Source organism: Nocardia uniformis NBRC 13702 (assembly GCF_001613345.1).
GTDB classification, from domain to species: domain Bacteria; phylum Actinomycetota; class Actinomycetes; order Mycobacteriales; family Mycobacteriaceae; genus Nocardia; species Nocardia uniformis.
In genome coordinates, this window is sequence record NZ_BDCE01000044.1 from 148,999 (window position 1) to 170,732 (window position 21,734).

Here is a 21,734-nt window from a genome sequence, read left to right on the forward strand (position 1 = left end):
ATGTTCATTCTATCAGGGGGTGTGGAACACCCACATGCGGGTGTTTGTGCCCCGGCGCGCCGGGGCGCATCCCGATCAGTGCGAAATTGCTGTTGTGCACGGGTGATCGAGCAAGGTATGTCGCCAACTTCGCCTCCTACGGCGAGGTGTACGGGTCGCTCGCGGGCGTCGTGATCTTCCTCGAATGGTTGTGGCTGAGCAATATCGCGGTACTGCTCGGTGCGGAGGTCAATGCCGAACTCGACCACGGCAGAGCCATGGCGGCGGGGCTGCCCGAGGATGTGGAACCGCGTGATACCCGCAAGCTCGACGACATCGATAAGGATGCGGTCGAGAGAGCGCGGTCGATTCGGCGCGACTCCTAGGAACCCGCCCACGCCAGCAGCTTGTCGACCGGCCAGGTGTTGATGACCCGCTCGGCGGGCACGTGATTGTCCAGTGCGCGCTGCGCGCCGTAACCGAGGAAATCGAGTTGGCCGGGCGCGTGCGCATCGGTGTCGATGGCGAAGTCGCAGCCGATCTCGACTGCCAGCCGCAAAAGTCGGGTCGGGGGATCGCGGCGTTCCGGCCTGGAATTGATCTCGACGGCGGTGCCGTGCTCGCGACAGGCGGTGAACACCTGCTCGGCATCGAACGTCGACTCCGGCCGAATACCCCGGTTGCCCTCGACGAGTCGGCCGGTGCAGTGCCCGAGTATGTCGGCCTGACCGCTCGATACCGCGCGCACCATCCGTCTGGTCATCGCGGCGGATTCCATCTTCAGTTTGGAGTGCACGCTGGCCACCACGATGTCGAGGCGGTCGAGCAGTTCGGGCTCCTGGTCGAGTGAGCCGTCGTCGAGGATGTCGACCTCGATTCCAGTGAGGATGCGCATCGGCGCGAACTGCTCGCGGAGTTCGTCGATGACATCGAGCTGCTGACGCAGCCGGTCCGCCGAGAGGCCGTTGGCGACTGTCAGGCGGGGGGAGTGGTCGGTGAGCGCGCAGTACTCGTGGCCCAATAACTGTGCGGCGGCAATCATTTCCGCGATGGGGGCCGAGCCGTCCGACCAGTTCGAGTGCAGGTGCAGGTCGCCCTGGAGTGCCGCGCGCAACTCGCCGCCGCCCAGGTCCTTGGCGGCGGCACGCAATTTCACCAGGGCGTCGGGCTCGCGGCCCGCCCACGCCTGCGCGATGACGGCGGCCGTTTTGGGGCCGATACCGGGCAGCGACTGCCAGCCGTTCGACCGCCCCAGTTGCTCGCGCTGTGCGTCGTCGAGCCGTTCGACGATATCGGCGGCGTTGCGGTAGGCCATCACCCGTCGGGATTCCTCGCGGGCGCGGTCCTTGTAGAACGCGATCTGGCGTAGGGCGACCACAGGGTCCATACCTCCAGTGTGCCCGCGAACTTGCCATCGAGCGCCCCCGGGCGCGGCAGCCGCAACCCGCCGCAGTGGCGGGCCTCGGATGTTGTGTCGGTGTTCGCTGCAAGACTCCCGGATATGAGATGGGCGGTAGCGAAAAAAGACGAAGGGGGTGCGCTGCTGTGTCGGTTGGGTCAGGACGGTCGTCCTGCGGGGCCGGTGGTGCGCGAATCCTCGTTCGTCGAGGCGGTGCGCTCCCGTCCCGAGGTCGAGCGATGGGTGTGGCGGTCGACCGCCGAGCTCTATCGGCAGCTGCTGGCGGCCGGTGTGCGGGTGGAACGTTGTTACGACGTGGAGGTCGCGGAGTCACTGCTGATCGGGCACGAGGAGGGGCAGTCCGGGCAGGCCCGGTCGCTGGCCGCCGCCTGGGCGCGCGTGCACCACCTACCCGTCCCGCCGGACGCGCCCGCCCGGGCCGCCGAGACGCAGCCGTCGCTGTTCGAGTCGGGGCCGGTGCCGCTGCCGCCGGGCACCGATGAGTTCACCGCGCTGTTGGAGGTGTACGCGGGGCAGGTGGCTCGCACGGCCCAGACCGAGTATCCGGAGCGTATGCGGCTGCTGCTCGCCGCTGAATCGGCGGGCATGCTGGTGGCGACGGAGATGTCGCGGGCCGGGATTCCCTGGCGTGCGGACGTTCACTGGTTATTGCTCGAAACCATGCTGGGGGAACGTATTTCGGGTGGGGAACCGCGACGGATGGCGGAGTTGGCCGAGGAAGTGTCGCGGGCCTTCGGGGCGCGGGTCCGACCCGACCTGCCCCAGGACATCATCAGGGCCTTCGGCCGCGTCGGAATCTCGCTGTCCTCCACCAGGAAATGGGAACTCCAGGAGATCGACCATCCCGCGGTCGCGCCACTGCTGGCCTACAAATCGCTCTACCGCCTCTACACCGCCCACGGCTGGTCCTGGCTCGAACAGTGGGTGCACGACGGCCGCTTTCGCCCCGAATATCAGCCCGGCGGCACGGTCACCGGGCGCTGGACCACCAATGGTGGTGGGGCGCTACAGATCCCGAAAGTGGTCAGGCAAGCGATTCGCGCGGACCCGGGGTGGCGACTGGTGGTCGCCGACGCCGACCAGATGGAGCCGCGCGTACTCGCCGCCATCTCCCGCGACCCAGGGCTGATGGAGGTGGCCGGTCGAGGCGAAGACCTGTACGCCGACCTGGCGGCCCGCGCCTTCGGCGGCGACCGCGCCCAGGCCAAAATCGCTCTCCTGGGCGCGATCTACGGCCAAACCTCCGGCGACGCCCTCACTCACATGGCCGAACTGCGCCGCCGCTACCCCGCTGCGGTGGCCTACGTCGACGACGCGGCCCGCGCCGGTGAGGAAGGCCGCCTGGTCCGCACCTGGTTCGGCCGAACATGCACCCCCGCAACATCATCCGACCAGGAAGGCCACCAGGAGGAGCCCTCCGGTCGCTATGGCAGCACCCCCGCCGCCCGCGCCCGCGGCCGCTTCACCCGCAACTTCGTCGTCCAGGGCAGTGCCGCCGACTGGACCCTCCTGGTACTGGCGGGCCTGCGCCACGCCCTTGCCAGCGCGGGATTACGCGCCGAACTCGTCTTCTTCCAACACGACGAGGTAATCGTGCACTGCCCCGCGGAGGAAGCGACAGTGGTCGCCGAAGCAATCGCCACTGCGGCGGAGAGCGCGGGCCGAATCGCCTTCGGCCCGACACCGGTGCGGTTTCCGTTTACCACGGCGGTGGTGGAGTGCTATGGGGATGCCAAGTGAGTACGGGGCAGAGTCCAAAGTGAGTACCCTGGTTCCGATTTGACTGCCGACTTGCTCAGGAGATCACCCAGTGGGTATCGAAAACGAACTTGATCCATCGCAAGTCGAGCTCGGCAGATTCTATCCGCAACCGCCCGAGGCTGTTTGGCGGGCGCTCACGGACTCGGCCGTGGTCGAGCAGTGGCTGCTGCCGTCGATCGGTTTCGACGGCGCGCAGGTAGGGACGCATTTCTTGTTTACCGTGCCGTCGAATCCCCCGGCCGAGGTTGCCTGCGAGGTTCTCGCCGCGACGGAAGGGGAAGCGATGACATGGAGTTGGATGGATATGCGCGGCCCACAGCCGGCTCGTTGGATAGTGACCTGGGAGTTGCAGCCGCAGGGGCACGGGACCCGAGTGTTGCTTACCGCCAGTGGTTTCGACATCGAGGACAAGCGTCAGCGGATGCAGCGGAACAACCTGGAACGTGGATGGCGTCAGGTTCTGTCGAAGCTGGGCGACGTACTGGAGCGCCCGGTTGCGTGAGAGTCGGATCGGTTTCGAGCCGTGCGTGTCAGTCCGACAGCCAGTGCAGCTCGTGCGCCAGGGTTTTGGCGACGGCACGGATGCGGCGGTGTAGTGGCGACTGCTCGCGTGGGAGGACCAGGTGGAGCGTCAGGCTGCGCGCGCCCCGCAGCGGTCGCCAGGTGAGACCGGCCGATAGTGTTGTGGCCGCGGCTTCACTGGCCGGGGCAAGGGTGAGCCCGTCGCGTAGGTCGCGCTGAGACATGTCGAAAGAAACTGTGGGCGTGTGGAATCGGGGGGTTGGCCGGGTGTCGCGGAACAGTGCGGACAGCTGATCGTGGATCACGGGGTTGGCCGCACGGCCGGGGAGTCGCAGCGGATACGCGGACGCGTCGGCGATCTCGATCTCCGGGTGTTCGGCCAGCGGATGATGCTGCGCCAGCTGGACTCCGACGCGCGCACGCCGCAGCAGGTACCGGCGCACGCCACGGCCCGGCTGTTCACCGCGGGTGATCCCGGCATCGATGCGGCCGTCGGCGACCGCGGGGGAGATCTCCGGTGTCGCCATCGGGACCGCGCTGACCTCGAGTCCCGGGCTGCTGCGAATCAGCCTGTCCACCAGGGCCGGTACCGTCTCGGCCCCCGTGCTGAGGCTGTATCCGATGCGCAGCGTGCCCAGTTCACCGGCCGCCGCGCTCCGGGCGGTGTCCCATGCCCGGTCCAGCGCCGCCAGCGCGGGCGGCGCGGACTCCGCCAAAGCCGCACCGGCCGTGGTCAATACGACACTACGCGTGTTGCGGACCAGCAGGGCCGTACCGAGTTCCGCCTCCAATCGGCGCATCCGGGCGCTGAGTGCGGGCTGTGCGATACCGATCCGTGCGGCCGCGCGGGTGAAGTTCAACTCCTGCGCCAGCACCAGAAAGTACTGCAGGCTCACCGTATCCGGCGCCACGTGCCCTCCCCCCTCGATTGATAACGATCCGTTCTGAGTCTATCCCGTATCGGTCTTTCCCTCGACCGCACATCAAGCCCTAACCTGCGCATATGACGATTCAACTGACCGCAGTACCCGTCGCCGGGATCGATCGATTCGAGTGTCGATTCGAAGTCGGACGTGTCCGGTCGAACACAGGAGGTTTCCATGGCTAAGGGCTACTGGGTCAGTGTCTACCCCGCCATTTCCGACCCTGAGAGGCTGACCGCCTACAACAAGCTGGCCGGTCCGGCTGTCCAGGCTGGGGGCGGGCGCCTCCTGACCCATGTCGGTAGTCGAGTCGTCGCCCACGAGGCCGGAATCACGCAACGTGTCATTCTGATCGAGTTCAACAGCTTTGAAGAGGCCGTCGCGGCATACGAGAGCGAGGCATACCAGAAGGCGCTGGTGGCCCTCCCCGACGGCGTCGAGCGCGACTTCCGCATCATCGAAGGCATCGACTGACCGGCGGGCCGCAGCCCTCGCTGAGCATCCGTTACGCTGACGCCTAGTGCCAGATTCCACTGTGGAGAATCTCAGCGAGAACGTCCGGAACTGCCGCCTACGGCGCTGATCGGAGCGGCCACGGAGCGCGCCCGAAGACCAACGGGCGGAGGTCATCTCGATCAACTGCAACGCACGATAATGCCGAGTTCCGTGCAGTACGTTGCATCGTCGATACGGTGACATGGTGCCCGATTTAGCTCTGCCCACCACGGATTTACACCCGTCTTGGTTTGAGGCACATGCCGAGTGGGGTCCGGGTCTGCATGAAGACGGTTTCGGGCTTCTGCCCACCGACGAGATCGAGTCGCCTCGCGGGTTCGAGGCCTGGGTAGCACGGCTCACCGACGAGCCAGATCACTGGAATACCAACGGGACCCGCTGCATATACCGATGGATCGTCGAGGGAGGAAAGGTTCTCGGCGGAATCGCACTGCGGTACGGGTCCGATGAGACGGTAATGCGGACAGGGCACATCGGCTTCGGCATCCGGCCATCCGCCCGCCAACGTGGTGTAGCGACCTGGGCGCTGGGCCGGATGCTCGACGATGCACGAGGTCTGGGCATGGACCGGGTGCTACTGGTCTGTGCAGAAGACAATGTGGGCTCCGCCAAAACGATCGAGCGTCACGGCGGCGTCCTCGAAAGCATTCAGGACACCAAGCTCGGTCTAGCGCGGCGTTACTGGGTCACCATTGGCTCGCGCAGCACGACGTCGATTTGACGGTTGCGCGGATTCCGGCCTGGCATTTCGAACGTCCGGTACTGCCGCGACCCGCGCGTTGGTCGGCCCGAACATGGCTGCACCAGCGTGCGAGCGTGGGAGATCTTCGACTCGCTGCCCGCGGTCCGGGTCGCCGAGATCACGACCGGGCGATGGTGCGGGCGAGAACTGCCCACCGGACATCCGATGGACGGCGCACTCGCCGAATCCGGCTGGTACGGAAAGCAGTTCGACACCCCTGAACACGTATACCCTCTGCTGTTCGCCGACGAAAGAGGAACGATCGTCGCCGTCAGCCCTCGTCGGGTGCCAATGTCACTGGCCGGACGGGTTCCCTCGCGGCTGCTACGCCCGGTACGCAACCGCCTGAGCGTCCTCGCCCCGCTACTGCGCACGTCCCAACCCGGCGCGCGCCTGCGCGAGATCGAATACCGCGGGGTCACCAGCGCGGCCATGGTCTACGACCACCTCCCGATCATCGACCACTTCCGCCGCCTCGACGAGAACACGTTGTTCGGGGTGATGGACAAGCGCGGACTGGCTCAGCCGTACTTCTTCGTCCTCGAACGCTGAAGCACCCACCTACCACCCCCGCGACGCCGCCTCGAACAGGACCGGTCGAGGCACAATCGAAGGAAGACGATGAGCCGAACCCTGAGCGGCAGAACCATCGTGATCACCGGAGCCGCCCGCGGAATCGGCCGAGTGATCGCCGAAGCAGCTCTGGCCCGCGGTGCGCGGGTATCGATAGCCGACATCGACGCCGAAACCCTCACCGCCACCGCAGCGGAACTGGCGCCGACCATCATCAGACTCTCGACGTCACCGACCCCGTATCCTTTCGTCGGTATCTGAGTGCCGTCGAACAGCAACTCGGGCCGCTGGAGATGCTGGTGAACAATGCGGGCATCATGCCGACCGGCGCGCTGCTCGAGGAAAGCGACGCACTCACCCGTCGAATACTGGAAATCAACACCTTCGGCACCATGATCGGCACCAAAGCCGCTCTCTCGCTTACCGACTCCGGGCCCGGCGCTGGTAGCGGGGGAGCCTTGCGAAGGAGACGGCCGCTGGGTTCATCTCGACGGCGGCAACGTCGCCCACCACGGCACCGAGCGGCTCTGCGCGCACAACTGAGATCCCCACGCCGCGAACATGACTCGCGTTGTCGTCGGCCCGTTCGCTGCCGTAGGGCGGGGCGGCAGCGTCGCCCTCTGGAGCCGGCAGCCTGGGCATCGGCGAGCATCTGTGGGTCGTGAGCGCAGACGATGCGAATCGGTGTGGTACCCGGCTGGGTGGCGTGCAGTGCGGCGAGGCGTTCGTGGCTGCGTGCGATCCGGTGGGGTTGGTCGGCGAGGACGGCTTCGGTCAGGCGCAAGGCGGCCGGGATCGAGGCCCGCCGCAGGGTGGCTTGATGGAAGAACGCGTCGCCGCAGTGCAATACCCAGTGGCTTCCGGCATCGACCGCGACAGCGGCGTGACCGCGGGTATGGCCCGGCAATGGCAGCAACACGATGCCCTCCGCGATCTCCGACAGGTGCGTGGCACCGGGAAACTCGTACCAGCTGTCGGCTCCCGGGGCATGTGCCCGCACGCGCGCTTCCTGCGGTAGCTGCCCGCGCCGATAGCGCAGCACCGACCGCAAGCCGCCATGGTAGGCGGCGGCTTTTTCGGTGGCGGTGGTGTGCAACACGGCCTCGGGGAAATCGCTGACACCCCCGATGTGATCGACGTCGAGGTGCGTGGCCACGACGTGGCGGACATCGCGCACGTCATAGCCCAACGCGCGAATCTGGTGGGCGGCGGTCTCGCTGGCGAGCAGTTCGGGTCGGATCAGATGCCTGACTGGGCCGATACGACTCGGGTCGGCGATGTCGTCCAACCCATAGCCGGCATCGACGAGCACAAGATGCTCAGCGGTTTCCACCAGCAGGACGTGGGCGACGGACAACCCGCCGACCGGGGGCCGCATCGTTCCGCAATTGAGGTGGTGGACCTTCATAGAATTCTCCTGTCGTCAGCGAATCCGTCCGGCAGGGGCGTCGGCGCGGTGTCAGGCGGTGCCGATTCGCTGCTGATTCACGAAAGTGGCTGTGCCACTTGCACGAGCCGGCATCGGTAGGTCGGCGTTCACGGCGAGCCACGGCGACGCAGACAACACTCGTGGCCGTGCGCAAGGCGTTCTCGCTGTCGCCGGCGTGCATAGGCTTCGGAGATCTCACGGCCCCTCAGATCCACATCGACGTCGGGACCGAGCAGGAGCAGCAACACCAGCAGCGCGCCGATCACGATGACCGGCACGAGGATCGCGTTCACGACAACCCCGGTACGCGGCGGTCGTCATGAGCGCGTGGTGGGTGTCGTCGGTTCCACGGGGAGCGCGGGTGTTGGGCCAGGAGCTTCGCGGTGAACGTCGCCATTTCGGCTGTGGCGCGGGTGTCGCGCACCAGGCCCCCGCTGGGTGTGGCGAGCTGGGAGCCGACCATGCGCGGGGCGATCCGGGCCAGCCGTGCGGGTGTGGCCGCGGCGCGCAGCGTGGTCACGCTCTTGTTGAAAATGCGGGCGAAGTCCAAGGCGACAGCGTCGTCGGCGGCCGCTAGACCGAACAGGCCGTCGGCGACGGCGTCGGGCAGGTACGGCTCGCCGAGTAGGCAGTTGGCCCAGTACAGCTGCCACGCATCACGGTCGCGCCACCGCCACCAATCGGCCAGTTCGCTATCGAGGTCCGCTCCCGGGGCCAAGCCCGCGACCAGCCGTCCGGCCAGATATTCGGCTTGCCGGAAAGCATCGGACTGCCCTTGGCCCAGGGAGTAGTCCTTGAAGTTGCCCGCGTCTCCGACCAATGCCCACCCCGAGCCTGCTGATTCACGGAAGTAGCTGTGCCACTTCTGCAAAACCCGAATCGGCCCGACCCGGGTAGCGCCCTCGACTGCGGCTGCCAACTCCGGAAACAGCCGCAACCGGGCGTCGAACTGGGTGTAGCGGTCGCCCAGATACCCCTCGGCCTCCGCGGTCGGCACCGCGACCGTGGCCAGGAACTGGCCATCGAGCGGCAACCCGAGAAATGCCGTCGATCCACCGCGTGTACCGCCGACCGCGCCGAAGAACAGACCCTGGTCGGGGTCGACCCCTTCATAGAACGACCAGGTCGGCACCCGGCCACCGGGGCGCGTGCAGTACTCCCGCGCCCCGACCGACCGGGCCACCGTCGAGTATCGACCATCCGCGCCGATCACCACCCGCGCCCGAATCTCCCCGGCGCGGGTACGCACCCCGCGCGCTCGCCCGTCTTCGAAGATCACGTCCTCGACCGGGCACTGCGTGCGGACCTCCGCACCGGCACGGGCGGCGTGGCCGATCAGAATCGCGTCCATCGTGGTCCGGCGCATCCCGAGCAGGGTGCCGTAGGAATCGGGGTCGAGGTCGACGGTGAACTTCTGGTGCGTGCTGGTCACCGTCGCACCCCGTATAACGCTCGCTCCTGCTGCGAGGATCTCCTCGAGCACCCCGATCCGGCGCAGAACCTCGACGCCGTTGGACTGGAACACACACGTCGAGAGCGTCTCGCTGGGAAACCCGGCCTTGTCCACGACACAGACCTTCACGCCGTGTTGCGCGAGCACCGTGCTCAACGTCGCGCCCGCGCAGCGTCCGCCGACGATCACCACATCGAATTCCGACCCCGCCATGACACCAGCTCCTCCGGGGTGCAGGGCGCGCCGGGAAGCACAACTCCAGGTCAGCGCCGACCATGAATACTGTGACAGATCGTTACACATAAATGAACGGGGTGCAATGCCGTGAATCGACCACACGACCGCAACGATCCGACCCGCTCGGATCGGGAGCGAGGGGCACCCCTCCAGCACGCACAGGGCCTCCTCCGACCACTTTCCGCCTACTCTTCAGGCGTCCTAGTGGGCACAATCCGAGGGCGGGGTGGAAGACCCGGTCATGCCGCGTGGCGCGGTTCGAGGCCACACGCACACCCGAAGATCAACGAGGCGAGACCATCTCGGCCTAACAACGTCCTGGATTGCCGAATGGCGAGCATGCCGCTGATCGAGCCGACGGCAGTGGTTGCCCTGGAAGATCAACGGAGCCAGCGCTTCTGACGGCGGCCAAACGCCTCACCTGGCCACCCACCCAGCCCTTTGATGCATGCCACAGTGGTCAGGTGCGCAAGGAACAAGATCGATGGAACCACAACACCCACTACTACGACATCGCGCTGGACGCCGCGCCGTCAACAGCGCGCACCGCTCTTGACGTCGGCACCGGCGATGGCCTCCTCGCGGTACGCCTCGCCGAGAAGATCCCCGAAGTCACCGGCATCGACTCCGACGCTGAGATCATCGCCCGCGCTCAATCCAGCGCTTCCGGCAACATCACCTGGATCACCGGCGACGCCCTGACCTACGACTTGCCCGAAGCGCACTACGACCTCGTTGCCGCAGTCGCAACCGTCCATCACTTCCCCGATCTCGTCGTCGGCCTCCAACGCCTCGCTGACCTGACCGCCCCCGGTGGCGCCCTGGTCGTGATCGGTTGCGCCCGCAGTTCGACCGTGCACGACTACGCCTTTGAACTGGCGGGCATCGTCCAGCACCAGGTTCTCTCCCGCACTCGCGGCTTCTGGCAGCACAACGCTCCCGTGCAGATGCGGTTTCCGCACACCTACACCGAGGCCAAACAGATCGCCACTGCGGTACTACCCGGAATGAAATGGCGTCGGCTACCGCTATGGCGATACGCCTTCACCTGGCACAAAACGAGGTAGCGAAGCACCCACCCCCCTTCGCCCGGCAGCACTCGGATCGATTCCGAGATTCGTGATCGAAGCCAGGTGCTCGTGGCGATCGGCGGTCTCGGCCACTCGAGGGATGGCTGCGGCCCCTGTATTCGGGGGCAGCCGAAATCGACGGCCCGACTATACGATTCGGTCATGATCTTCCCGATTCGGACACTGCGCATCGGTGTCGCTGCTATCGCCGTCACCGCGGGACTTGTCGCTGCGGCCGGTCCGGCCGCCGCGGAAACTACCGGTACGGGCAGCAGTTCGATCGGCACCGGTTCTGCTGAGGTGGTGCAGAACCTGCTCGAGTCGCTCGCTTGTGCTGTGGGCGCCAGGTCCTGTTCCATCGCCATTCCCACGTGACCGCGGCGAGTTAGGTGGGAAGTGGCGTCGGCTACCGCTATGGCGATAATGCCGCTGAGTGGGACCTGAACCGCTGAGCGGCACGCCCGCAGGTCAACGGGCTGAGAGCATCTCAGCATCCGCCAGGTGCGGCGGAATCGTCACCCCGGAGTTGTTGGACCGCAGCGGTTCCCGGTTATCGCGGTGCAACCATCGAGGATGGCCTGGGAGCTGGTTGCCGCTGGATCGGGCCTGGAGGCCGGGCACATTTGACGCTGCCTCTAAAATAGAGGCATGGCCAATGGTGTGGTAATTCCCTTCTGGCAGAGCGGCGATGCGGGTCCGCTGGTGAACAGCTTGGCCGCGGACGCGACCTTCTCCAGCCCGGCCGCCGACTATCACGGCCGCGCGCGAACCGTGCATATGCTCACTCTCATCGCGACGGTCCTCGAGCGGGTCGACCAGACTGGCCGCTGGTCCAGCGAGCGAGATGGTGTGCACGCCTTCACCGCTCGGGTCGACGACCATGAATTGCAGGGCATGGTCCGGGAGACGTACTCGGAAGACGGTCGGCTCGAACACATCACGCTGTACCTGCGGCCGTATCGGTCACTGCGCGCGGCAATGGCGAAAATGGCTCAGCGGATGGAAGTTTCGCCGCTGCCCGAGCAGTCGGCGTAGTGGTGGTCGCGCCTCGCCCGGGCAAGCCGGTCCGCGGATCGACCACCGGCCGTCCGACCATGGCGTTGTTCGACTTGATCGGACGACGGTGGACCCTGCGGGTGATCTGGGAACTCGACCGAGCCGAGCAGCCGCTGACCTTCCGCGCACTCCGCGCCGCGTGCGGCGATATCTCGTCGAGTGTGCTCACCACGCGACTGCGTGAACTCGTCCAGGCACAGCTCGTGGAAAACACCACCGGTTACGTGCTGACACCGATCGGACGCGAGCTCGTCAGCAGCCTGGAACCGGTCACGAGTTGGGCCGAAGCTTGGGAACGGCAACTCCGCTGAGTTTCCGCGAGCAGTCGTCAGGTCAGCTTGATCTGACGATTGACGTCCTTGTACAGCAGGTAGCGGAACTTGCCGGGGCCGCCCGCGTAGCACGCTTGGGGGCAGAAGGCGCGCAGCCACATGAAGTCGCCCGCTTCGACCTCGACCCAGTCGTCGTTGAGGCGGTATACCGCCTTGCCTTCGAGGACGTAGATGCCGTGTTCCATGACGTGTGTCTCGGCGAACGGGATTACCGCGCCGGGCTCGAAGGTCACGATATTGACGTGCATGTCGTGAGCGAGGTCGTTCGGGTCGACGAATCGGGTGGTGGCCCAGGCGCCGTTGGTGCCGGGCATCGGCGTGGGCTCGAGGTCCTGCTCCTGCACCGCGAACGGCTGCGGCGTGTAGCCCTCGAGTGGTTCGTACGCCTTGCGGACCCATTGGAAGGCCGCCACCTCGGTGGACTCGTTGGCCACCGACCAGTTCGCGCCCGCGGGGAGATAGGCGTACCCGCCCGGCGTGAGACTGTGCTTCTCGCCCTCGATGACGACGTTCAGGGTGCCGGTCAGCAGGAACACCACCGACTCGACACCACGCTCGGGCTCGGGCTCGGTACTGCCGCCGCCCGGTGATACCTCGACGATGTACTGCGCGAACGTGGTGGCGAACCCGGCAATGGGCTTGGCGAGGATCCACGACCGAGTGTTGGCCCACCCGGGCAGGTTGCTGGTCACAATGTCGCGCAGCACGCCGCGCGGAATGACCGTGTACGCCTCCTTCACGACGGCTCGGCTGGTCAGCAGCGTGGTCTGAGACGGCAGGCCGCCCTCGGGTGCGTAGTACGTCGGCTCGCTCAAGTGTGCCAATTCCCATCGTGTCGATGCTGAAATACCGCCGTGGTGTCTCTACGCGGTCCGCGAGATCAAGGTATTCATTACCGGCAGGTGGAAGCAATCGTATGAACCGACAGATCGGACACCTTCGATCCGAGTGGAATCCGTAGCTTCACACCCAGCGAACGCTGCTGGCGAGCGCCTGTCGAATCCGACCACTGTGTCAACCGTGCAGCGCCAGCTGAATCAGGGAGTGCAGTGCGTCGTCGATGGGGTGGGGCTGGGGTATTTGGGCCGAGTCGAGTCGGTTCCATCGCTGCAGGTTCACCGCTATCGACATTCGTCGGGTGCCGTCGGCGCTGGTCATGGAGATCGCGCCGCCGCCCCAGACGGAGCCTTCGTGACCCCGGTAGGTGCCGTGGCCGGGGAGTGTCAGCTTCGGCCTTCAGGCCGAAGAGGACGTCAATCGAATCCCACGCTCCCGAATGCGCCGCGGTAATACGTTCTTTCATCGCCGATCTCACTGCCGAGCGCACCACAGACGGGTTGGCCTGAGCATGCACTTTCCGCTGATTCGAGCCTATTTCGGACCGATTCGAGCGATAAGGCACGTTCAGGCCGGATCACACGGTCGTCGACGCACGCATCAGCGCGGCGGCTGGCTCATATCCCGGTTCATCATGGGTAGTTCGATGCTGATCGGCAAACGTAGTTCGGCCAGGTAGATGAGGGCGGCCTGGCGGAGGAATTCGTCGAAGAGCCAGTAGGCGTCCGGTGCCAGCGGGACGACGGGGAGCAGACCTTCGCGGACCGCTATGAACGGTCCCCAACTCAGCCGCAGTAGCGGGTCCCAGACCGGTTCGCGGGGAATCGCCAGGCCGTCGGCGATCTGGTCACCGAGCAGGAAGCGGGTGAACGCCCCCAGTACCGGCTTGCTGAGGACGGCCAGATCGAGGTTGACGCCGAGTCGCAGCAGCCGGTCGGCGAGCTGCACGCCCTCGGGGGTCGGCGCGATAATGGGGTCCAGGACCTGTGCGGCTTGGGAATTGGCCTCGGGCCACGAATTCGGGATGTACTCGTCGCGGACGCCGAGCATGTGCGCGGCCACCTGCCACGAGTGCAGGAAGGCATCCGACTCGTGCGGTGGGATCGGCACATTCCAGGCGGTCAGGTGTTTCATGACGGTGGTGGGCAGACTGTGCCAGGTGACCATGATGTCGTTCTGGCTGATCGGGATGTCCTCCTCGGCGGAGGCCACCCAGTGCGGCGACCGTGGCAGTAGGTGTCGCACGGCGGCATGTACGAGGCGGGTTTTGACGCAGGTCACCACCATTTCCCCATCGGGGGCATAGGCATTCGCGGTCCCGATGTCATAGCCGAGTTTGGCGGTCTTGGAGATTCGGTCCTTGAGATCGTGGCCGCCCTTGGAGTAGTACACCGCGCGCGCCTCTTTCGGAATGACGGTGCTCATCATGCCGCTGGCCAGCCCGTACAGCACCCCGAGATAGAGCCCCCGCTTCTTGTTGAACTCGACCGCGGTGCCCAGCTTTCCGGGATCGGTCCAGTGCGGCAGTTGGCGGGCGTACTCCATGAAATCGCGCAATTCCGTGGGCAGGCCGGCGGGGAGGGGCTGACCGTTCTTCGTCCAGGTCCGCAACAACTCGTTGACCCGGGGGACTTCGCCGCGGTCGAGCAGTCCGGCGACCACCGGGTCGGCCTCGGCGTCCCACACCGTCATAGGGTCGAGCCCGGCTCCGGTCCCGGCCACCGAACCCTGCGGCGACCAGGTCCACGGCTGCGCCCGCGCGGGGGTCATCATGGCCAGTGCGCCGAACATGCCCAGCGCCCCACCGGCTTTCATCGCATTGCGTCTGTTGACTGTATCCATTGTCGCTACTCCTCAAAGAGCTCGGACGCCACCGCGATGGCACCCGTGTCGCTCCTCCAAAACTTGGAGAATGAGCAGTAACTTAACGTGCGTGATGGCCCGCTGTACGTACTTTCAACGTTTTGCTGTGTCAGAATTGAGAGATACTTAGAAGCACGGCAGGCGGCCTTGTGGTAGCGGCACCGAGGTCCTTGCTGGCCGACCTCGCGTCGCAAGGGGCGAGGTGCGCCGGACCCGTCCCGATCAGGCAAATCGTGTTGTGCCACGCACGTGGTCGGATTGCCCGTTATGGTCGGACGGGTGGCCAGTAAATCGGCGTCGCCCGCCGTGGAGCTGACGGTCGGCGACCATACGGTGCGTATCTCGAATCCGGATCGGGTGTATTTCCCCGAGACCGGGGCGACCAAGCTCGACCTGGTGCAGTACTACCTCAGCGTCGGTGATGGGATCGTCAACGCGCTGCGTGACCGGCCGTGCATGCTGCACCGATTCCCCAAGGGACTCTCCGGTGACAAGGTGCATCAGAAGCGGCTGCCCGGCGGCGCCCCGGAATGGATTCCCACCGTGCGGCTGCACTTCCCGCGCTTCGGGCGCACCGCCGACGAACTGTGCGTCGAGAAACTCGCGGATGTCATTTGGTCCGTACAGATGTCGACCGTGGAATTCCATCCCTGGAACTCCCGCCGCTTCGACACCGAACTGCCCGACGAGTGGCGCATCGACCTGGATCCGATGCCGGACTGCCCGTGGTCGCGGGTGCGGCGGGTGGCCGGTGTGGTCCACGAGGTGCTCGACGAGCTCGGGGCGGTCGGCTGGCCGAAAACCTCCGGCGGCAATGGATTACACGTCTATGTGCGTATCGCCCCGCAATTCGGGTTCAAGGAGGTGCGCCGGGCCGCGCTCGCCTTCGCCCGCGAGGTCGAACGGCGCGCACCCGATGACGTCACCACCGCCTGGTGGCGGCGCGACCGCGATCCGAGCCTGCTGTTCGTCGACTACAACCAGAACGCCCGCGATCACACCATCGCCGCCGCCTACTCGGTGCGCGGCATCCCCGAGGCGACGGTATCCACCCCGATCCGCTGGGACGAACTTCCCGACCTGCACCCCCGCGACTTCACCATGGCCACGGTGCCCGGGCGCTACGCTGAACTGGGCGATCTGCACGCCGGTATCGACGACGCGGTATTCGATCTCGAACCGCTCCTGGAATGGGCCGACCGCGACCAGGTCGACGTCGACCTCGACGAGGAATAAGCCGCGTCTCCCAATACTGTTGGGAAATACGGGCGACTGGCGTCCATCGGCGCAGGGCGCGTACACGATCGTCGCCACTCAGGGCTCCTCGAGCAAGTCGACCGTCGTCGAGATCACCAAGGGCGGCGTCGATACCGGCTCGCTGTCGGGTCTGCTGCCCAGCGGCTCGGGCAGCTGAGATGTCCGGGCGGTGCCTCACTCGCGGCCCGTGTATTCCGCAGCTGCCGTATCCCTTTCGAGTGCGAGGGGTACGGCGGCACATCGATGGGTGGGTGGTTGCCCCAGCGGGTTTCGCGACAGGTGCGGCGTCCGCCATTCGCGTCACCGTCCGGCAAGCCCGCGCCCTTTCGCCGATGATGGCCTCTGACATCGCATTACGGCATACAAAAACGCGGCCCAGGTAACTGTTTCGCCAGAAATCAAGCACACCAGCAATTTCTGGGTACACCCTGCGCAAGCCGGGCCGGACCCGGAGGCACAATAAGTTAAGAAGTACGACTATGCGTAGAGCAACGGCGCTCTTCGCCGCATTACTGCTGGCCATCCTCCTCTCCATCACTCACGTGACAAGTCCGAAGGCACTCGCCGGTACTTGTACTGGCGACTGGGCCATTGGAATCGGCGGTCTCGGCGACAACTCCTCGTCGGTATTCGTCCCGTTCGTGAATCAGCCCGTGGGCTACAACTCCGCCGACCCGATGTCGGGGTTCCATGAAATCAACAGGCTGTTCTGGGGGCATCGCAATCAATGCCCGGGCGACCACATCAGATTGATCGGACATAGTGAGGGTGCGGGCATCCTGCATGCCTGGGTCACCGCGAACCAGGGTGTGGGCAATGCCAATGCCATTCTCCTGGCGGATCCCAAGCGTGCCCCCGGGCCGGGTTGGGGCGGGTTGTCGTCGACTCCCGGGAGTGGAATCGTCGGTTATCCGCTGGCGGGCGTCGACAATTGGTTCGGTGGCTTCCCGGTTCTGACCGTATGCAACCGCGACGACCAGATCTGCGACACCTCCGCTGGTTGGTGGGGCTACCTCTTCGGAGGTGCGCACAGTCGATACAATTTCAACGTATGGGATTACGGCGCTTGGGAATCCGGCGTCTGGTACCGGTAGTAGTTGATTCATGGGGATCAGTAGCCGTGCGGCACTGGTCCCCATTGGCTGAACCCGTGGCCCATCGAGGTACACACAGCCACATCTTTGAAGGTGATTTGGCAGGTCGCTCCGGCATGGGTGACCGAATACCGTGGGTCGTGGTAGTTCACGGGTGCGATGCGCGGCAATGCTGGATTTCCGCCCGGCAGTGTGTGGCTCCCGTTGGAGTTCCACTGGGGGTGGGCGGGCCAGGTGGCGGAATCGATGATGATCGCGGGCACATACGGCAGCGGTACCTGCATTCCGGCGAACAGCACATTCATGTGGGAGGCCGGTACCGCGAGGTCGCACCCGACCGTGCCGCCCGCACCGATCGAACAGTTCCAATCGCCCAAAGCGAAATACGCGGTGTCACCGATCAGCACCGGGCCGGGGGCATCATCGGCGTGTGCGGTGCCCGCCCCGAACAGGCACGCGGACATCGCGAGAATTCCTCCGCAAACCCGTGCGGCGGCAGCCTTCACAGCCCTGGACACCGAATCTCCCTTTGATGCGCAGCGATTGTCAGATCCAGTCGATCATAGAGAAAAGCTATCACTTTACGGTGCAAAGGCAGGGGAATTGTCCAGGGGCCTTTCGCAATAAGACGGCCCATTTCCTTTGTGAATCCACCCGCCGCGCCCCCGAACCGGTCAGGCCGGGGCGCCGCCGCGGAGCCAGTCGGGCCACAGGATGGTCCAATCGCCGTTCTGCCAGATATCGAGGGGGTCGCCGCCGGTGTTGCGAACCTCGATGACGTCGCCCGGTATGACGAAGTCGTAGAACCAGGCGGCGTCGTCGGGGGAGAGGTTCAGGCAGCCGTGCGAGACATTGGTATTGCCCTGTGCCCACATACTTTCCGCCAGCGCGTGCACGAAAATCCCGTCGTGGCTGATGCGGACACCGTGATTGATGGTGGTTCGATAGCCGAGCCGGGAATTGACCGGTAGGCCGTAGCTGGCGGAATCCATAATCACCGGGTTCTTGCGATCCAGAACGGTATAGATGCCGGGCCGGGTCCAGAACGACAGCACCGTACCGCCGACGGCCGCGCTACCGCCCATACCCATCGAGGTGGGCATACTGCGCACCAGGTTTCCGTTCTCGAAGACATCGATGTGTTTGGTGTCGTCGTCGGCGATGGCGACATGGGCCGGGCCGATGAGCACCGAAATATGTTGATCGCGTAGGCCGTAAGCGCCGTCGCCGAGCGGCGCGCCGAACAGCTCCGCCGCGATGGTGACCCTGGTCCCCGGGGCGTAGTAGTGCTCGGGCCGCCAGTGCGCGTTCTGATCGTCGAGCCAATACCAGGCGCCGGTGACCGCGGGTTCGGTGCTGACCCGCAATTGGCGCTGTGCCGCCGCCCGATCGACGGGTTGGTCGAAACGTGCGACCAACACGAAACCCACTCCGTAAGTGTCATTTTCGGCGAGCTCGACCAGGTTGCCGGATCGCAGCGAGACGTCGACGAGTCGATCGGGCGCCACCGTGGCGCACGTCGCGGTCGCGGTGACCTCGCCGGTTTCACCCTGCGCCACCGCCTTCGCGGTATAGGTGTGGCCGTATCCGAGCGGTTCCGCACTGGTCCATACGCGCTGATCGGGTGTCAGTGCTCCCGGCAGCGCCCTGCCCGTTTCGTCGATCCACTCGACCGACCGCAACGTCCCGTCGGTCACCGTAACCGTGCCGGGTATACGCGCATTCACCCCGTGAGAGTCCAGCGCGGGATCGAACCGGATAGCCGCGGCCCGGGGTGATGGCGGCGCTTCCTGCTCCCGTGCGCACCCGGTGACGGCGAGACCCCCGGCACCGACAAAGCCGATCAGCACCTCACGACGTCGCAATGCCACGGCACCTCTCCCTTCGCCCGGCATCCTGCCGACCTGCGTGCCAGCATGTGGCACCGAGGCGGCAGCCGACGCGCCGACGAGCGCAACCTCCACTGATCCGTCGCGCAACCGACACCGTTCCTCGATCGACCGGTGTGCGCCGAGATCAGCGCGTGCGATCGCTCGGTGATTCGACGACCTCGGCCACCAGCGATACGACATCGTCGAGGTGGTGCGGGGTGGTCAGGTGGCCCATATCGGAGAAGACCCGGAGGTCGAGGTTCATGGTTCGGCGCAGTGCCTGGGCCAGCCGCTTCGGCGGTAGGAATCGGTCGTATTCTCCGACCCCGACCACGCAGGGCCGCTCGGCGCGGCGGGCCAGTAGTTCGGCGGGCAGGGGAGGCGGGGCCAGGGTGGTGTGGCAGCAGCCGGCCATGAGTGCCATCCATTCCACCTCGGTTTCGGGTGGCTCCTCGCCGGGGGCGACGAAGAGGCGGAGCATGCGGCGCGTGTTCTCCGGGGTGGGGCGCAGCAGCCACACCGTCGAGGCCACCGCGAGTTTCGGCTCCACTGCCAGACGGATGAAACCGGCGGGTGAGATCAGCGCCCGCGCCGCGATCCGGGGTGAGTCGGCGGCCAGGGCCACCGCCGAGCCCAATGAGTTGCCCACGAGCACGACCTCGTCCAGCTGAGCGGCGGCCAGGACTTCGTCCAGAACCCGGCCGTACCAGGCCAGCCGGTCCCGCCGCGGCCGTCGTGGATCGCTGAGTCCGGGCTGACCGGGTAGATCCACCACCGTGGTCGCCCAGTGCGCCGACAGGGCCCGCAGCCACGGCAGCGCCACCGCAGCATTGAAGCCGGTGCCGGGAACCACGACGACCCGCGGCGAACCCGTTCCGGCGGAGGTGAGCCGTACCTGCCCGGCGCTCGTGTCCACGGTCGCGGCGGTGAGTGGAAAGTCCGCGTGCGTCAAGGTATTCGAGCACCACTGCCGCACCGCACGCTGACAACGGGGGTTCTTGTACGCGGTCGGCATTGTGTCAGTGTTCCGGGGAACCCGTGGAACGTCCAACACTCCGGCGTGCTGTCGGCACTTATCTTCGCCGTAGTGGCCCGTCAGGATGATTATTTTGGGTGATTACGCCGTATTGACCGAAAAGTAACAACCGTTCACAGAGTCCATGAGACGATCCCTGTCGATTCCGGAGTCTCGATGGGAGTGTGTGGTGGCTGAGTTCCTCGGCACGATTAACGGCTACATCTGGAGCAACGGGCTGATATACCTCTGCCTCGCGGCCGGGGTGTACTTCTCCATTCGCTCCAGGTTCGTCCAGGTTCGTCAGGTGCCAGAAATGGTTCGCCTGATGTTCAGAGGTGAGAAGTCACCGTCGGGTGTCTCATCGTTCCAAGCGCTGGCCATGTCGCTGTCCGGCCGCGTGGGTACCGGCAATATCGCCGGTGTCGCCACCGCGATCGCGTTCGGCGGACCCGGGGCGCTGTTCTGGATGTGGGCGGTGGCGTTCCTGGGAGCCTCGACCTCCTTCGTCGAGTGCACCCTCGGCCAGATCTACAAGACCCGCGATCCCCTCACCAATGAATACCGAGGCGGACCCGCGTACTACTTCAGCAGGGCGATGGCGCACACCCGCGCGGCTCCGCTGTTCAAGATCTACGGCTTCATTTTCGCGGCCGTGACCGTACTCGCCTGTGGCCTGCTGCTGCCCAGCGTGCAGTCCAACTCCATGGCCTCGGCCATGAACCAGGCGTGGGGCATCTCCACCTGGGTGGTGGCTGTCGGCATGATTATCGTGCTGGCCTTCGTGATCATCGGTGGCGTCAAGCGGATCGCCGCGTTCGCCGGTGTCGTGGTGCCGTTCATGGCGGTCGCCTACATCGTGATGGCGCTGATCGTCGTCTTCTCCAACGCCTCGGAGATCCCCGGCATTGTGAGCACGATCTTCGCCAGCGCCTTCGGCGCCGACGCGGCGTTCGGTGCGATCATCGGCGCGGCGGTTATGTGGGGCGTCAAGCGCGGCGTCTACTCCAATGAGGCCGGGCAGGGCACCGGACCGCACGCCGCCGCGGCGGCCGAGGTCTCCCATCCCGCCAAGCAGGGCCTGGTCCAGGCCTTCGCGGTCTACATCGACACGCTCTTCATCTGCACCGCGACCGGATTCCTCATCCTGTCGACCGGCGCGTACCGGGTGTTCGACGGTGACACCGTGACGAGTCCCGTCCTGAAGGACGGCGGGGCGCTGCCCTCGGATGCCGCGGTCGGACCGACCTTCGCCCAGGTCGGCATCGATACGCTGTGGAACGGCTTCGGCTCGTCCTTCATCGCGATATCGCTCGCGTTCTTCTGCCTCACCACGATCATCGCGTACTACTACATGGCCGAGACCAATCTGCGGTTCATCCTCGGCAAGCACTCGGTGGTTCCGGTGCCGGTCATTCGCGGCACCATCGGTACGAACCTCACCGCGGTCCTGCAGGTGCTGATCCTGGTCTCCGTGGCGGTCGGCGCGGTGTCGACCGCGTCGGAAGCGTGGACGCTCGGCGATATCGGTGTGGGATTGATGGCCTGGCTCAACATTATCGGCGTCATCATCCTGCAGCAGCCGGCGTACAAGGCACTGCGTGATTACGAGCGGCAGAAGAAGTCGGGCCTGGACCCGGTCTTCGATCCGCTGGCCCTGAATATCCCGGGAGCCACCTTCTGGGAGACCTACGATCCGACGGGCGGCAAGGACCGCGCCCAGACCACGGTCTGATCGGGTCGACCGCATTCCTGGCGAGAGCTCGTAAGGGCGGTACGTCTGC

25 protein-coding genes and 2 pseudogenes are annotated in these 21,734 nt (G+C 65.8%); 16 read left to right on the plus strand and 11 right to left on the minus strand.

Annotated elements, in window-relative coordinates:
* Positions 1–86: 86 nt before the first annotated feature.
* Entirely contained in the window at positions 87–365 is a 279-nt protein-coding gene (locus NU1_RS40285; RefSeq protein WP_245720108.1) for a YhjD/YihY/BrkB family envelope integrity protein, read from the plus strand.
* Here NU1_RS40285 and NU1_RS13615 read toward each other — a convergent pair.
* Complete coding sequence (locus NU1_RS13615) at positions 362–1,366, minus strand: PHP domain-containing protein (protein WP_067521174.1); 1,005 nt, start codon at positions 1,364–1,366, stop codon at positions 362–364. The genes NU1_RS40285 and NU1_RS13615 overlap by 4 nt on opposite strands.
* A 114-nt stretch (positions 1,367–1,480) precedes the next feature.
* On the opposite strand from NU1_RS13615, the gene NU1_RS13620 reads away from it, so the two are divergent.
* Both NU1_RS13620 and NU1_RS13625 read left to right on the plus strand, forming a co-directional pair.
* On the plus strand, positions 1,481–3,139 hold the full coding sequence (locus NU1_RS13620; RefSeq protein WP_067521177.1) for a bifunctional 3'-5' exonuclease/DNA polymerase: 1,659 nt from the start codon (positions 1,481–1,483) through the stop codon (positions 3,137–3,139).
* A 70-nt stretch (positions 3,140–3,209) separates the two neighbouring features.
* Positions 3,210–3,662, plus strand: coding sequence for an SRPBCC family protein (locus NU1_RS13625; protein WP_067521180.1), 453 nt, complete (start codon positions 3,210–3,212; stop codon positions 3,660–3,662).
* A 28-nt stretch (positions 3,663–3,690) separates the two neighbouring features.
* On the opposite strand, the gene NU1_RS13630 is transcribed toward NU1_RS13625, so the two are convergent.
* Positions 3,691–4,593: a LysR family transcriptional regulator gene (locus NU1_RS13630; RefSeq protein WP_067521183.1), complete on the minus strand. Its 903-nt coding sequence runs from the start codon at positions 4,591–4,593 to the stop codon at positions 3,691–3,693.
* 189 nt (positions 4,594–4,782) lie between these two features.
* On the opposite strand from NU1_RS13630, the gene NU1_RS13635 reads away from it, so the two are divergent.
* From NU1_RS13635 to NU1_RS43220, 5 genes and pseudogenes are all read left to right on the plus strand, one after another.
* Complete coding sequence (locus NU1_RS13635; protein WP_067521185.1) at positions 4,783–5,079, plus strand: DUF1330 domain-containing protein; 297 nt, start codon at positions 4,783–4,785, stop codon at positions 5,077–5,079.
* 226 nt (positions 5,080–5,305) lie between these two features.
* Positions 5,306–5,842, plus strand: a complete 537-nt coding sequence (locus tag NU1_RS13640) for a GNAT family N-acetyltransferase (RefSeq protein ID WP_067521406.1) — start codon at positions 5,306–5,308, stop codon at positions 5,840–5,842.
* A gap of 87 nt (positions 5,843–5,929) precedes the next feature.
* Positions 5,930–6,415: a DUF4334 domain-containing protein gene (locus tag NU1_RS13645; protein ID WP_245720109.1), complete on the plus strand. Its 486-nt coding sequence runs from the start codon at positions 5,930–5,932 to the stop codon at positions 6,413–6,415.
* 69 nt (positions 6,416–6,484) lie between these two features.
* Positions 6,485–6,628, plus strand: a pseudogene (locus NU1_RS44215) (SDR family NAD(P)-dependent oxidoreductase); the annotation flags it as partial.
* The gene (locus NU1_RS43220; RefSeq protein WP_371859789.1) at positions 6,586–7,101 is read left to right on the plus strand and encodes an SDR family NAD(P)-dependent oxidoreductase; all 516 of its coding nucleotides are present in this window, start codon (positions 6,586–6,588) and stop codon (positions 7,099–7,101) included. The pseudogene NU1_RS44215 and the gene NU1_RS43220, both read left to right, overlap by 43 nt.
* Before the next feature lie 143 nt (positions 7,102–7,244).
* On the opposite strand, the pseudogene NU1_RS40295 reads toward NU1_RS43220, so the two are convergent.
* From NU1_RS40295 to NU1_RS13675, 3 genes and pseudogenes are all read right to left on the minus strand, one after another.
* A pseudogene (locus NU1_RS40295) lies at positions 7,245–7,844 on the minus strand (MBL fold metallo-hydrolase); the annotation flags it as partial.
* A gap of 128 nt (positions 7,845–7,972) precedes the next feature.
* On the minus strand, positions 7,973–8,158 hold the full coding sequence (locus tag NU1_RS13670) for a hypothetical protein (RefSeq protein WP_067521200.1): 186 nt from the start codon (positions 8,156–8,158) through the stop codon (positions 7,973–7,975).
* On the minus strand, positions 8,155–9,531 hold the full coding sequence (locus tag NU1_RS13675; RefSeq protein WP_067521203.1) for an NAD(P)/FAD-dependent oxidoreductase: 1,377 nt from the start codon (positions 9,529–9,531) through the stop codon (positions 8,155–8,157). Before NU1_RS13675 ends, NU1_RS13670 begins: the two co-directional genes overlap by 4 nt.
* A 488-nt stretch (positions 9,532–10,019) precedes the next feature.
* Here NU1_RS13675 and NU1_RS13680 point away from each other — a divergent pair, with 488 nt between their 5' ends.
* From NU1_RS13680 to NU1_RS13695, 4 genes are all read left to right on the plus strand, one after another.
* A complete protein-coding gene (locus NU1_RS13680) occupies positions 10,020–10,622 on the plus strand; it encodes a class I SAM-dependent methyltransferase (protein WP_067521206.1) in 603 nt (200 codons plus the stop codon).
* A 165-nt stretch (positions 10,623–10,787) separates the two neighbouring features.
* Positions 10,788–11,000, plus strand: a complete 213-nt coding sequence (locus NU1_RS13685; protein WP_157552202.1) for a hypothetical protein — start codon at positions 10,788–10,790, stop codon at positions 10,998–11,000.
* A 273-nt stretch (positions 11,001–11,273) separates the two neighbouring features.
* The gene (locus NU1_RS13690; protein WP_067521211.1) at positions 11,274–11,660 is read left to right on the plus strand and encodes a hypothetical protein; all 387 of its coding nucleotides are present in this window, start codon (positions 11,274–11,276) and stop codon (positions 11,658–11,660) included.
* Between the two features lie 59 nt (positions 11,661–11,719).
* Complete coding sequence (locus NU1_RS13695; protein WP_084521318.1) at positions 11,720–11,992, plus strand: winged helix-turn-helix transcriptional regulator; 273 nt, start codon at positions 11,720–11,722, stop codon at positions 11,990–11,992.
* Positions 11,993–12,009: 17 nt separating this feature from the next.
* Here NU1_RS13695 and NU1_RS13700 read toward each other — a convergent pair whose 3' ends face one another.
* The 3 genes from NU1_RS13700 to NU1_RS13705 all read right to left on the minus strand — a co-directional run bounded on the left by NU1_RS13700 (position 12,010) and on the right by NU1_RS13705 (position 14,692).
* Complete coding sequence (locus tag NU1_RS13700; RefSeq protein WP_067521217.1) at positions 12,010–12,828, minus strand: bifunctional allantoicase/(S)-ureidoglycine aminohydrolase; 819 nt, start codon at positions 12,826–12,828, stop codon at positions 12,010–12,012.
* A 199-nt stretch (positions 12,829–13,027) separates the two neighbouring features.
* Complete coding sequence (locus tag NU1_RS42220; RefSeq protein ID WP_169815057.1) at positions 13,028–13,171, minus strand: hypothetical protein; 144 nt, start codon at positions 13,169–13,171, stop codon at positions 13,028–13,030.
* A 279-nt stretch (positions 13,172–13,450) separates the two neighbouring features.
* On the minus strand, positions 13,451–14,692 hold the full coding sequence (locus NU1_RS13705; RefSeq protein ID WP_067521220.1) for an oxygenase MpaB family protein: 1,242 nt from the start codon (positions 14,690–14,692) through the stop codon (positions 13,451–13,453).
* Between the two features lie 300 nt (positions 14,693–14,992).
* On the opposite strand from NU1_RS13705, the gene ligD reads away from it, so the two are divergent.
* The 3 genes from ligD (at position 14,993) to NU1_RS13715 (ending at position 17,064) form a co-directional block, all read left to right on the plus strand.
* On the plus strand, positions 14,993–15,949 hold the full coding sequence (gene ligD / locus NU1_RS13710; protein ID WP_245720110.1) for a non-homologous end-joining DNA ligase: 957 nt from the start codon (positions 14,993–14,995) through the stop codon (positions 15,947–15,949).
* 19 nt (positions 15,950–15,968) lie between these two features.
* Complete coding sequence (locus NU1_RS41380) at positions 15,969–16,127, plus strand: hypothetical protein (protein WP_157552204.1); 159 nt, start codon at positions 15,969–15,971, stop codon at positions 16,125–16,127.
* Positions 16,128–16,449: 322 nt separating this feature from the next.
* A complete protein-coding gene (locus NU1_RS13715) occupies positions 16,450–17,064 on the plus strand; it encodes a hypothetical protein (RefSeq protein ID WP_067521226.1) in 615 nt (204 codons plus the stop codon).
* Positions 17,065–17,081: 17 nt separating this feature from the next.
* Here the strand turns inward: NU1_RS13715 and NU1_RS13720 are convergent, their stop codons facing one another.
* From NU1_RS13720 to NU1_RS13730, 3 genes are all read right to left on the minus strand, one after another.
* The gene (locus tag NU1_RS13720) at positions 17,082–17,528 is read right to left on the minus strand and encodes a hypothetical protein (protein WP_157552206.1); all 447 of its coding nucleotides are present in this window, start codon (positions 17,526–17,528) and stop codon (positions 17,082–17,084) included.
* Positions 17,529–17,738: 210 nt separating this feature from the next.
* On the minus strand, positions 17,739–18,959 hold the full coding sequence (locus NU1_RS13725; RefSeq protein ID WP_084521321.1) for a L,D-transpeptidase: 1,221 nt from the start codon (positions 18,957–18,959) through the stop codon (positions 17,739–17,741).
* A gap of 121 nt (positions 18,960–19,080) precedes the next feature.
* Positions 19,081–19,950, minus strand: a complete 870-nt coding sequence (locus NU1_RS13730) for an alpha/beta fold hydrolase (RefSeq protein WP_067521231.1) — start codon at positions 19,948–19,950, stop codon at positions 19,081–19,083.
* Positions 19,951–20,140: 190 nt separating this feature from the next.
* Between NU1_RS13730 and NU1_RS13735 the strand changes: the two genes are divergently transcribed.
* Positions 20,141–21,685, plus strand: a complete 1,545-nt coding sequence (locus NU1_RS13735) for an alanine/glycine:cation symporter family protein (RefSeq protein ID WP_067521233.1) — start codon at positions 20,141–20,143, stop codon at positions 21,683–21,685.
* Positions 21,686–21,734: the final 49 nt, after the last annotated feature.

Excerpts from the sequence above, each read along its gene's own strand:
- NU1_RS13620 (WP_067521177.1), top strand. The coding sequence starts at position 1,481 with ATGAGATGGGCGGTAGCGAAAAAAGACGAAGGGGGTGCGCTGCTGTGT.
- NU1_RS13675 (WP_067521203.1), bottom strand. The coding sequence starts at position 9,531 with ATGGCGGGGTCGGAATTCGATGTGGTGATCGTCGGCGGACGCTGCGCG.
- NU1_RS13725 (WP_084521321.1), bottom strand. The coding sequence starts at position 18,959 with ATGCCGGGCGAAGGGAGAGGTGCCGTGGCATTGCGACGTCGTGAGGTG.
- NU1_RS13685 (WP_157552202.1), top strand. The coding sequence starts at position 10,788 with ATGATCTTCCCGATTCGGACACTGCGCATCGGTGTCGCTGCTATCGCC.
- NU1_RS13690 (WP_067521211.1), top strand. The coding sequence starts at position 11,274 with ATGGCCAATGGTGTGGTAATTCCCTTCTGGCAGAGCGGCGATGCGGGT.
- NU1_RS42220 (WP_169815057.1), bottom strand. The coding sequence starts at position 13,171 with ATGACCAGCGCCGACGGCACCCGACGAATGTCGATAGCGGTGAACCTG.
- NU1_RS13715 (WP_067521226.1), top strand. The coding sequence starts at position 16,450 with ATGCGTAGAGCAACGGCGCTCTTCGCCGCATTACTGCTGGCCATCCTC.
- NU1_RS13730 (WP_067521231.1), bottom strand. The coding sequence starts at position 19,950 with ATGCCGACCGCGTACAAGAACCCCCGTTGTCAGCGTGCGGTGCGGCAG.
- NU1_RS13695 (WP_084521318.1), top strand. The coding sequence starts at position 11,720 with ATGGCGTTGTTCGACTTGATCGGACGACGGTGGACCCTGCGGGTGATC.
- NU1_RS13635 (WP_067521185.1), top strand. The coding sequence starts at position 4,783 with ATGGCTAAGGGCTACTGGGTCAGTGTCTACCCCGCCATTTCCGACCCT.
- NU1_RS13615 (WP_067521174.1), bottom strand. The coding sequence starts at position 1,366 with ATGGACCCTGTGGTCGCCCTACGCCAGATCGCGTTCTACAAGGACCGC.
- NU1_RS13705 (WP_067521220.1), bottom strand. The coding sequence starts at position 14,692 with ATGGATACAGTCAACAGACGCAATGCGATGAAAGCCGGTGGGGCGCTG.
- NU1_RS13720 (WP_157552206.1), bottom strand. The coding sequence starts at position 17,528 with ATGTCCGCGTGCCTGTTCGGGGCGGGCACCGCACACGCCGATGATGCC.